At 65.5% G+C, this 10,790-nt stretch carries 8 protein-coding genes and 1 other RNA gene; 1 reads left to right on the top strand and 8 read right to left on the bottom strand.

The genetic code is table 11. The annotated features are described in order from the left end of the window. Positions 1–74: 74 nt before the first annotated feature. The 4 genes from glmM to rlmE all read right to left on the bottom strand — a co-directional run bounded on the left by glmM (position 75) and on the right by rlmE (position 5,058). Positions 75–1,415 (bottom strand): phosphoglucosamine mutase, encoded by a 1,341-nt coding sequence (gene glmM, locus F813_RS0106495; protein WP_017925963.1) that lies wholly within the window; start codon positions 1,413–1,415, stop codon positions 75–77. 33 nt (positions 1,416–1,448) lie between these two features. After that, positions 1,449–2,342, bottom strand: coding sequence for a dihydropteroate synthase (gene folP, locus F813_RS0106500; protein ID WP_017925964.1), 894 nt, complete (start codon positions 2,340–2,342; stop codon positions 1,449–1,451). Between the two features lie 91 nt (positions 2,343–2,433). Beyond that, complete coding sequence (gene ftsH, locus F813_RS0106505) at positions 2,434–4,386, bottom strand: ATP-dependent zinc metalloprotease FtsH (RefSeq protein WP_017925965.1); 1,953 nt, start codon at positions 4,384–4,386, stop codon at positions 2,434–2,436. A gap of 45 nt (positions 4,387–4,431) precedes the next feature. After that, positions 4,432–5,058, bottom strand: a complete 627-nt coding sequence (rlmE, locus tag F813_RS0106510) for a 23S rRNA (uridine(2552)-2'-O)-methyltransferase RlmE (RefSeq protein WP_012982115.1) — start codon at positions 5,056–5,058, stop codon at positions 4,432–4,434. A gap of 74 nt (positions 5,059–5,132) precedes the next feature. On the opposite strand from rlmE, the gene yhbY reads away from it, so the two are divergent. Beyond that, positions 5,133–5,432 carry a ribosome assembly RNA-binding protein YhbY gene (gene yhbY / locus F813_RS0106515; RefSeq protein ID WP_017925966.1) on the top strand — a complete coding sequence of 100 codons (300 nt, stop codon included), beginning with the start codon at positions 5,133–5,135 and terminating at the stop codon, positions 5,430–5,432. 14 nt (positions 5,433–5,446) lie between these two features. Here yhbY and greA read toward each other — a convergent pair whose 3' ends face one another. The 4 genes from greA to F813_RS14005 all read right to left on the bottom strand — a co-directional run. After that, positions 5,447–5,926, bottom strand: coding sequence for a transcription elongation factor GreA (gene greA, locus F813_RS0106520; protein WP_012982113.1), 480 nt, complete (start codon positions 5,924–5,926; stop codon positions 5,447–5,449). Further along, a complete protein-coding gene (gene carB, locus F813_RS0106525; protein WP_017925967.1) occupies positions 5,923–9,156 on the bottom strand; it encodes a carbamoyl-phosphate synthase large subunit in 3,234 nt (1,077 codons plus the stop codon). The genes greA and carB overlap by 4 nt, the downstream gene beginning before the upstream one ends. Positions 9,157–9,205: 49 nt before the next feature. Beyond that, positions 9,206–10,339: a glutamine-hydrolyzing carbamoyl-phosphate synthase small subunit gene (carA, locus tag F813_RS0106530; protein WP_012982111.1), complete on the bottom strand. Its 1,134-nt coding sequence runs from the start codon at positions 10,337–10,339 to the stop codon at positions 9,206–9,208. A 322-nt stretch (positions 10,340–10,661) separates the two neighbouring features. Beyond that, positions 10,662–10,790, bottom strand: a non-coding RNA gene (locus F813_RS14005) — RtT sRNA; the annotation flags it as partial.

Consider the following 10,790-nt stretch of genomic DNA (forward strand, 5'->3'; position numbering starts at 1 on the left):
GCCCGACACTGGGCAAACGGGCGGCCAATCCCCTGAGGAACGACCAATGGGCCGGTATCGCCCCCAGACCGGGATCAAACAGCCGCGCGGATGCTGTCGGCGATGCGCTCGGCGGCCTGGCGGGTAATGACTTCGTCCTGGGCCTCGACCATCACGCGTACCAGGGGCTCGGTACCGGACGGGCGTAGCAGGACACGTCCGTGCACACCCAGCTCGGCCTCGACCGCGGCGACCTCGGAGCGCACGGCAGGTGCCTCCAGACAGCCATTGGCCTTGCCCGAGATCGGGACGTTCACGAGGCACTGCGGCAGCTTCGGGATCTTCGCCGCGAGCTCCGCGAGCGAGCAGCCTGTGCGGTGCATCAGGTGGGCGACCTGCAGTGCCGCAACGGTCCCGTCGCCGGTCGTCGTGTGCTCCAAACATACGATATGCCCGGATCCTTCTCCGCCCAGCATCCAGTCGCGCTGACGCAGCTCCTCGAGGACATAGCGGTCGCCGACCTTCGCCCGCACGAACGGGATCCCGTGCTCACTCAGGGCATTCTCGAGCCCAAGGTTGGTCATCAGGGTGCCGACCACCCCACCCTGGAGCAGACCCGACTGCTGGCGATCAAGGGCGAGAATTCCGAGAATCTGGTCACCATCGACCACATTTCCGTTCGCATCCGCCAGGATCACGCGATCGCCGTCGCCATCGAGGGCGATCCCGAGGTCGGCCCCGGAGGCCTTCACCTGCTCGGCCACGACCTCCGGGTACAGCGCACCCACGCCGGCGTTGATGTTGTAGCCATCCGGTCGGGCACCCAGCACCTCCACCTCTGCCCCCAGCTCCTCGAATACCGGCGGGGCGACGTTGTAGGTCGCGCCGTGAGCGCAATCGACCACGACGCGCAGGCCGCGCAACTCGGAGCGCGCCGGGATGGCGCTCTTGCAGAACTCGATATAACGGCCGGCGGCATCGGCGATACGCACGGCCTTGCCCAAGTGCGCTCCGTCCACCGAACGCTGCGGCTCATCCAGACGCGCCTCGATGGCCTCTTCCACCGCATCCGCGAGTTTGTCGCCCTCCGGGGTGAAGAACTTGAAACCGTTATCGTGGAACGGGTTGTGCGAGGCGCTGATCACGACCCCGGCGGTCGCACGGAAGGTCCGCGTGAGATAGGCTACCGCGGGCGTCGGCATCGGCCCCAGCAGGGCCACATCCAGGCCTGCGGCCGACAACCCGGCCTGTAGCGCCGACTCGAACATGTAGCCCGAGACCCGGGTGTCCTTCCCCACGAGCACCGGACCCTGACGCTTGGACCGCGCGCCCAGCACCTCGCCCACCGCATACCCCAGACGCAGCGCGAACTCGGGCGTCATCGGCCAGTCGCCTGTACGCCCACGAATCCCGTCGGTGCCGAAATAACGCCCCATGCCGCTTGCTTCTCCCTTGATACAGAAAACGGATCACGGCTGGCGGGAGCCCCGCCATGCCTGTAGTGTCAGTGCAAAGTATAGCGCCAGCGCATCGTGTGTCCCTGCGACATCGTGCACACGCAGGACACGCGCGCCGGCCTGCGCCGCCAGTAACGCCGCAATCGCGGAACCGGTGTCACGTTCCTGGACCGGACGATCCCCCAGCAGGGCACCGATCATCGACTTGCGCGAGACCCCCACCAGCAGCGGCGACCCCAGATCGGCCAGCGCGGGCAGCGCATGGAAAAGTGCCAGGTTGTGCTCCAGCGTCTTGCCAAATCCGAAGCCCGGGTCCAGCAGCAACTGCTCGGCTGGCACGCCTTCGCGCGCAAACGCCTCGCGCCGATCACGCAGGAACGCGCCCACCTCCCGTGCGACGTCGTCGTAGTGCGGGGCCTGCTGCATGGACTGCGGCTCCCCCTGCATGTGCATCGCGCACAGGGCCACACCCTGCTCGCGGGCGGCAGTAACGGCGGCTTCCCAGGCCCCCTCGGCGCGAAACCCGTTGACGTCATTCAGCAGCGTGGCCCCCGCCGCCACGGCCTCGCGCATCAGCTCAGGCTTCATCGTGTCCACCGACAGCGGGACCTCCAGTTCCGCGGCAAGGGCCTCGATCACGGGCAACACCCGCCGCCGTTCCTCCTCCAGTGCGACTGGCTCAGCCCCCGGACGCGTCGACTCGCCCCCGATATCGATCAGGTCGGCGCCCTGCTCCACCATCCTGCGGGCGTGCTCCAGGGCCTGTTCCACACGCTGATGCGAGCCGCCATCGGAGAACGAGTCCGGCGTGACGTTCAGGATGCCCATGATCCGTGGGCGATCCAGCGCCAGCCGGTGCCTTCCGCAGTGCAGGATCGCTGTCGCGCCTTCCGTATCCATGCCCATGCTTTTGTGTCCTCCCCGCCAAATGAAAAGGCCGCCAGAGAAACCCTGGCGGCCCATGGCGGCCTGTCGCCACCCTGTTGAGATACGCCGGTCAGGACTGCGGGGCAGGCCCGCCGACAACACCCTTGCTGTCGTCGTCCTCGCGGCCGTCGTCGGAATCGGCGGCGGGCTCGTCGCCCGCCTGCGCCGATCCATCGGAACCACTGTCGCTGTCCCAATCCGCCGGCTCACGCGGTTCGCGCCCAGCCATGATGTCCTCGATTTGCTTGTCGTCGATGGTCTCGTACTTCATCAACGCCTTGGCCATCGCGTGCAGCTTGTCGAGGTTGTCCAGCAGGATCTGCTTGGCGTGCTGGTAGTTCGTGTCGATGATCCGACGCACCTCGGCGTCGATCTGGCGCGCGGTCTCGTCGGACATCGGCTTGGACTTCGCCCCCATCTGCCCGCCAAGGAACGGGTGCCCTTCCTCTTCGCCGTAGTCCAGCGGGCCCAGCTTCTCGGAAAGACCCCACTTGGTCACCATGTTGCGAGCGATCTGGGTGGCACGCTCGATGTCGTTGGAAGCGCCAGTGGTCACCTTGTCGTCGCCGAAGATGATTTCTTCCGCCAGACGCCCCCCAAACAGGCTCGCCAACTGGCTCTCCAGCCGGGTCTTGGAGTGGCTGTAGCGATCTTCCTCGGGCAGGAACATGGTCACGCCCAGGGCCCGTCCACGCGGGATGATGCTGACCTTGTAGACCGGGTCATGCTCGGGGACCGTGAGCCCGACGATCGCGTGCCCCGCCTCGTGGTAGGCCGTCAGCTTCTTCTCGTCCTCGGACATCACCATGGACTTGCGCTCGGCGCCCATCATGATCTTGTCCTTGGCGCGCTCGAAGTCGCTCATGTCGACCAGGCGCTTGCCGGCCCGGGCCGCAAACAGAGCCGCCTCGTTGACCAGGTTCGCCAGGTCCGCACCGGAGAAGCCCGGCGTGCCGCGCGCGATCAGGTCCGGACGCACGTCGTCGGCGATCGGCGTCTTCTTCATGTGGACCTTGAGGATCTGCTCGCGGCCACGCACGTCCGGCGGCGGGACCACCACCTGGCGGTCAAAACGGCCCGGACGCAGCAGCGCCGGGTCGAGCACGTCCGGGCGGTTGGTCGCGGCGATCACAATGATGCCCTCGGTGCCCTCGAAGCCGTCCATCTCGACCAGCAGCTGGTTCAGGGTCTGCTCGCGCTCGTCGTGACCGCCACCCATGCCGGCGCCACGCTGGCGACCGACCGCATCGATCTCGTCGATAAAGATGATGCAGGGGGCGTGCTTCTTGGCCTCGGAGAACATGTCACGTACACGCGAGGCGCCCACACCCACGAACATCTCCACGAAGTCGGAACCGGAGATACTGAAGAACGGCACCTTGGCCTCGCCGGCAATGGCCTTGGCCAGCAGGGTCTTGCCGGTACCCGGCGAGCCGACCATCAGCACGCCACGCGGGATCTGGCCACCCAGCTTCTGGAACTTGGACGGGTCGCGCAGGAAGTCGACCAGCTCGGAGACCTCTTCCTTCGCTTCGTCGCAGCCGGCCACGTCACCGAAGGTGACTTTCACCTGGTCCTCGGACATCAGCTTGGCCTTGGACTTGCCGAAGGACATCGCCCCGCGACCAGCGCCACCGCCACCCTGCATCTGGCGCATGAAATAGATCCACACGGCGATCAGCAGCAGCATCGGGAACCAGGAGATCAGGATGCTCATCAGCAGCGAGCGCTCGGCATCCTCCTGCGCATTGATCTCCACATTGTTCTGCAGCAGATCACCGATCAGGCCGGTGTCATTGGGATTGACCGTGGTGAAGCGCTGACCCTCAATGGTCTGGCCGCGGATCTTGTCGCCCTCAATGGTGACGCTGTCGATACGGCCGCCCTGCACATCCCGGATGAACTCGGAATAGGTAATACTCCGCACATCCTGCTGCTGTTGCGGGCTGAAGTTGTTGAATACCGACATCAGGACGATCGCGATGACCGCCCAGATGATCAAATTCTTGGCCAGACCGTTCAAAACGCCACCTCGAAAAACTTTTACCTACGTGGATTCTCGCGAGCTTTACACATCCCGAGGGCCACGCGCCAATACGTACACTTCGCGTGACCGTGGGCGCGAGGCTTGCGGTTTGCGCACCTGCACCTTCTCGAACCGGCGCCGCACCTCGGCCAGATAGGCGTCCGATCCCTCGCCCTGAAACAACTTGACCAGCATCGCACCCCGAGGGTTCAGCACATCGCAGGCCAACTCCAGCGCCAGCTCGCACAGATGGATCGAGCGCGGCTGATCGATCGCATCCGTACCCGTAAGGTTGGGGGCCATATCGGAAAGCACAAGGTCGGCGCGCTGCCCGTCCAGCGCCTCCAGGATCGCCTGCAGGACTGCATCCTCGCGAAAGTCGCCGGTAATGATCGTGGCACCGGGCACAGGATCCATCGGCAGGATATCGGAGGCCACGAGCCCCCCCTTGCGACCGATCTTCTGTGCGGCGTACTGCGTCCAGCCACCCGGCGCCGCCCCCAGATCGACCACGCGCATGCCCGGTTTGAGCAGCCGGTCACGTTCGTCGATCTCCTGCAGCTTGTAGACAGCGCGACCACGATAGCCCTCCTGCTGCGCCCGCTGCACGTACGGATCGTCGAAGTGCTCCTTCAGCCAGCGCTGACTGGAACGGCTACGCTTGGGCACCGTGGTTCTCCTGGCTCAGGCACGCGATCCGCGTGCTACAATTTGCGTGTTCCAATACCGAATCAAAATTCCACGTGAATCTGACCGACGCGCAACGCCGCCACCTGCGCAGCCTCGCCCACCCGCGCAAGCCCATCGTGACCATCGGCCGCAATGGCCTGACGGACGCCGTGGTCAAGGAGCTGGAACAGGCACTGGCGCATCACGAGCTGGTCAAGATCAAGGTCAATATCGGCGACCGCGAGGCCCGCAATGGTACGGTCGAGGACCTGTGCGAACGCACGGGTGCGGCCCTGGTCCAGCGAATCGGCTACGTGGCGACCCTGTTCCGGCGCAATCCGGACGAGCCCAAGGTTACCCTCGACCCGGCCTGATCCCGCCCGCTACGTCAGTTGACGTAGCGCACCTCGAGGATCTCGTATTCCGTCTCGCCACCCGGCGCCTGGACGGTCACGACATCGCCCTCTTCCTTGCCAATCAGCGCGCGCGCAATCGGCGAGGACACCGAGATCATGTTCTGCTTGATGTCGGCCTCGTCCTCGCCCACGATCTTGTAGGTCACCTGGCGCCCGTCTTCGGTCGCCTCGAGCACCACGGTCACACCGAACACGACCTTGCCCGTCTGTGGCAGGGCTGTGACGTCGATGATCTGGGCGTTGGAGAGCTTGCCCTCCAGCTCGCGGATGCGCCCCTCGATAAAGCTCTGCTGCTCGCGCGCAGCGTGGTATTCGGCGTTTTCCTTCAGATCGCCGTGTTCGCGCGCCTCGGCAATCGCATTCACCACCCGCGGGCGATCCTCGCCTTTCAGCTTCTTCAGCTCCGCCTTCATCTTCTCGGCGCCGGTTACGGTCAGCGGGGTCTTGTTCATGCGCTTTTCCCTCCGAGATTCTCCTGATGGAGGTCCTGCAGCCGGAACACGTCGTTCGCCCCCAGGTGATCCAGGGCCTGCACCGTGGCACGGGCGCCGGCGATGGTCGTGGTGTACCCCACCTTGTGCATCAGCGCCTCGCGGCGAATGGTGTAGGAGTCGGAGGTCGACTGCTTGCCCTCCACCGTGTTGATAATGAAGCTGATCTCGTCGTTCTTGATCATGTCGACGATGTGCGGGCGACCCTCGGTCACCTTATTCACACGCGTGACCGCGATGTCGGCCTCCTCCAGGATCTTCGCCGTACCGCGCGTCGCCAGGACCTCGAAGCCCAGCTCGACCAGGCGCCGGGCCACCTCGGCCACATGCGGCTTGTCGATCTCGCGCACGGACACGAAGGCCTTGCCGGTGGACGGCAGCAGCACGCCCGCCCCCAGCTGGCTCTTGGCGAAGGCCTCGGCGAAGCTGCGCCCGACCCCCATCACCTCGCCGGTGGACTTCATCTCCGGCCCCAGGATCGGATCCACGCCCTGGAACTTGGCAAACGGGAACACGGATTCCTTCACCGAGTAGTACTCGGGGTACACCGCATCGCCCACACCCTGTTCGGCCAGGGTCTGGCCGGCCATGCAGCGCGCGGCGATCTTGGCCAGCGGACGCCCGACGGCCTTGGACACGTACGGCACCGTGCGCGAGGCGCGCGGATTCACCTCCAGCACGTAGATGTCATTGCCCTTGATCGCGAACTGGGTGTTCATCAGGCCCACGACCTTGAGCCCCAGCGCCATCTTGCGTACCTGCTCGACCATCGCGTCCTGCAGTTCCATCGACAGCGAGAACGGCGGCAGCGAGCAGGCCGAGTCGCCGGAATGCACGCCGGCCTGCTCGATGTGCTCCATGATCCCGCCGATGATCACATTCTCGCCGTCCGAGATCGCGTCCACGTCGACCTCGATGGCGTCATCCAGGAAGCGGTCCAGCAGCACCGGCGCATCATTGGAGACGGACACCGCGTTCTGCATGTAGCTGCGCAGATCCTCGCGGTCACGCACGATCTCCATCGCACGGCCACCGAGCACGTAGGACGGGCGCACCACCAGGGGGTAGCCGATCTCGTCGGCCAGCTTCTCCGCCTCTTCCTCGCTGCGCGCGGTGCGGTTGGGCGGCTGTTTGAGACCCAGCTTGTGCAACAGGGCCTGGAAGCGCTCGCGGTCCTCGGCCAGATCGATCGAGTCCGGGCTGGTGCCAATGATCGGCACACCGGCCGCCTCGAGATCCCGCGCGAGCTTGAGCGGTGTCTGGCCGCCGTACTGCACGATCACGCCCACCGGCTTCTCGGTCTCGACGACTTCCAGCACGTCCTCCAGGGTCAGCGGCTCGAAATAAAGCCGGTCGGAGGTGTCGTAGTCGGTGGAGACGGTCTCCGGGTTGCAGTTGACCATGATGGTCTCGTACTTGTCCTCACGCATGGCCAGTGCGGCGTGTACGCAGCAGTAGTCGAATTCGATACCCTGGCCAATACGGTTCGGCCCGCCGCCGAGGACCATGATCTTCTGCTTGTCGGTCGGCTCCGCCTCGTTTTCCTCCTCGTAGGAGGAATACATATAGGCCGTGGTGGTCGCGAACTCGGCCGCGCAGGTATCCACCCGCTTGTACACGGGGCGCACGCCCAGCTTGTGGCGGTGCTTGCGCACGGCCTTCTCGGTCTCGTTGAGAAGCTTCGCCAGGCGCAGGTCGGAGAAACCGCGCTGCTTCAGGCGATACATCTCCTCGGCGGCGATGTCGCCCAGGATGCGATCCTTCAGGCCCTTCTCGACATCCACCAGCTCCTGGATCTGCGCCAGAAACCAGGGATCGATCGCGGTCAGGTCGAAGATGTCCTTGATCGAGAAGCCGGCACGGAAGGCATCGGCCACGTACAGCACCTGGTCGGGACTGGGGTTGGCGAGCTTCGTGCGCAATTGATCGACGACATCTTCGGCCGCCAGGTCGATCCGCTCGTCGAGGCCATCCATGCCCGTTTCCATCGAGCGCAGCGCCTTCTGGAACGACTCCTGGAAGGTGCGGCCGATGGCCATCGCTTCGCCCACGGCCTTCATCTGCGTGGTCAGCCGCGCCTCCGCCTGCGGGAACTTCTCGAAGGTGAAGCGCGGGATCTTGGTGACCACGTAGTCGATGGACGGCTCGAACGAAGCCGGGGTCAGCCCGCCGGTGATCTCGTTCTTCAGTTCGTCCAGGGTGTAGCCCACCGCCAGCTTGGCCGCGACCTTGGCGATCGGGAAGCCGGTCGCCTTGGAGGCCAGCGCGGAGGAACGCGACACCCGCGGGTTCATCTCGATCACGATCATGCGCCCGTTCTCCGGGTTGATCGCGAACTGCACGTTGGAGCCGCCGGTCTCCACACCGATCTTGCGCAGCACCGCCAGCGAGGCGTCGCGCATGATCTGGTATTCCTTGTCGGTCAGGGTCTGCGCCGGGGCCACGGTGATCGAGTCCCCGGTGTGGATGCCCATCGGGTCCAGGTTTTCGATGGAGCAGATGATGATGCAGTTGTCCGCCTTGTCGCGGACCACCTCCATCTCGAACTCCTTCCAGCCGAGCGCGGATTCCTCCAGCAGCACCTGGTTCACCGGCGAGAGATCGAGCCCGTTCTTGACGATGTATTCGAACTCCTCGCGGTTGTAGGCGATGCCGCCGCCCGAACCGCCGAGGGTGAACGACGGCCGGATGATCACCGGGAAGCCGATCTTCGGCTGGATCTCCTGCGCCTCCTCCCAGGAGTGCGCGAGCATCGCGGTCGGTGTATCCAGGCCGATGTCGGCCATCGCCGCCTTGAAGTGGTCGCGGTCCTCGGCCATGTCGATCGCCGCCTCGTTGGCGCCGATCATCTCCACGCCATACTTCTCGAGCACGCCCTCGCGCGACAGGTCCAGCGCACAGTTCAGCGCCGTCTGCCCGCCCATGGTCGGCAGCACCGCATCCGGGCGCTCCTTCTCGATGATCTTGGCGACCGTCTCCCACTCCACCGGCTCGATGTAGGTGGCATCCGCCATCTCCGGGTCGGTCATGATGGTCGCCGGGTTGGAGTTCACCAGGATCACCCGGTAACCCTCCTCGCGCAGGGCCTTGCAGGCCTGGGCGCCGGAGTAGTCGAACTCGCAGGCCTGACCGATCACGATCGGGCCGGCCCCGAGGATCAGGATGCTCTGGATGTCGGTACGCTTGGGCATGTGACGGCTCTCGCAGGCTGTCGAAATCGGGAAATCGGTAGGAGGGGCTTTAGCGACGCGCGGCGCGCATCATCTCGACGAAGTCGTCGAACGCCGGGGACACATCGTGCGGGCCCGGACTGGCCTCCGGATGCCCCTGCAGGCTGAAGGCCGGGCAGTCGGTGCGCGCGATCCCCTGCAGCGTGCCATCGAACAGCGACCGGTAGGTCGGCGTCAGGGTGTCGGGCAGGTTGTCCTCGTCGATCGCAAAACCGTGGTTCTGTGACGAGATCATCACGCGCCCGCTGGCCTCGTGCCGGATCGGGTGGTTCGCCCCGTGGTGGCCGAACTTCATCTTCACGCTCTTGCCGCCGCTGGCGATGCCCAGCAGCTGATGCCCCAGGCAGATCCCGAACAGCGGCAGTTTGCGCTCGCAGAAGTCGCGGATCGCGTCGATCGCGTAGGTGCAGGGCTCGGGGTCGCCCGGGCCGTTGGACAGGAACACACCGTCGGGCTTGAGCTCCATCACCTCGTCCACCGGCGTCTCGGCCGGGACCACGGTCACGCGGCAGCCACGATCCGCCAGCATGCGCAGGATGTTCTGCTTCATGCCAAAGTCGTAGGCCACCACGTGGAATTCGGCCTGCTCCGGGTCCACCCGGGCCGACTCTTCGCCCAGCTGCCAGGTCCCTTCCAGCCACTCGTAGCGGTTGCGCGTGGTGACCTCGCGCGCCAGATCCATCCCCTTGATGCCGGGGAACTCGCGCGCCGCGGCCAGGGCCGCTTGCTCGTCCACCTCACCGGCCTGGATGCAGCCGTTCAGCGCACCCTTCTCGCGCAGGATGCGGGTCAGCTTGCGGGTATCGATCCCGCTGATCGCCACGATGCCGTGGCGCAGCAAGTAATCCGGCAGCGACTCGCGCGAGCGCCAGTTGGACACCAGCGGCGGCAGGTCGCGGATGATCAGACCGGCGGCATGGGCGCGCGCGGACTCATCGTCCTCCGGAGTGGTCCCGGTATTGCCGATATGCGGATAAGTCAGCGTGACCATCTGCCGGTGGTAGGAGGGATCCGTCAGGATCTCCTGATAACCGGTCATCGCGGTGTTGAACACCACCTCGCCGACCGTCTGGCCCTGGGCGCCAATCGCCTGACCATGAAACACAGTGCCATCTTCCAGGACGAGCAGAGCGGGCGCGGACACAGGGGACCTCCGGATGGTCTGGGTCGAAGCCGCCAGGCCATATGCCGGCGGCGATACTGCGATACATTCGGGATCTTTGACCCGACCTCGCCCGCACCGTCTACCGGGGCTGGACCCCGCATTCGGACAACGGTTCGGCGGCTGAGTGACGGGTGCGGTTACGCCTGCAAGTGTACGCGAGCGCCGCGCACGACGTCCAACGAGCATGGCCACTGCGCCCTCGTGGAACACCTTCAAATGCGGCCCTGCCGGGGAGCATCAGATCACACCATCTCGGGGCCAGACATGCGAAAGGGGCCCACTCGGGCCCCTTTACTGAATCTGGCGGAGAGGAAGGGATGACTCGGCGCGCGCGCCTCGCCCTTCGGGCCGTCGCCTGCGGCGACGTTCGGGTGCCGCTGCGCGTCACCCGTCGAACCCGGCTTTCTCATGCATCGAGGGTTCGAATCCC

The organism is Thioalkalivibrio sp. HL-Eb18, from assembly GCF_000364985.1.
In the GTDB taxonomy this organism is placed as follows: Bacteria; Pseudomonadota; Gammaproteobacteria; order Ectothiorhodospirales; family Ectothiorhodospiraceae; genus Thioalkalivibrio.

Bases quoted from the DNA above. Each gene is read 5' to 3' on its own strand.
- carB (WP_017925967.1), bottom strand. From the start codon at position 9,156: ATGCCCAAGCGTACCGACATCCAGAGCATCCTGATCCTCGGGGCCGGC.
- folP (WP_017925964.1), bottom strand. From the start codon at position 2,342: ATGGGCATGGATACGGAAGGCGCGACAGCGATCCTGCACTGCGGAAGG.
- glmM (WP_017925963.1), bottom strand. From the start codon at position 1,415: ATGGGGCGTTATTTCGGCACCGACGGGATTCGTGGGCGTACAGGCGAC.
- greA (WP_012982113.1), bottom strand. From the start codon at position 5,926: ATGAACAAGACCCCGCTGACCGTAACCGGCGCCGAGAAGATGAAGGCG.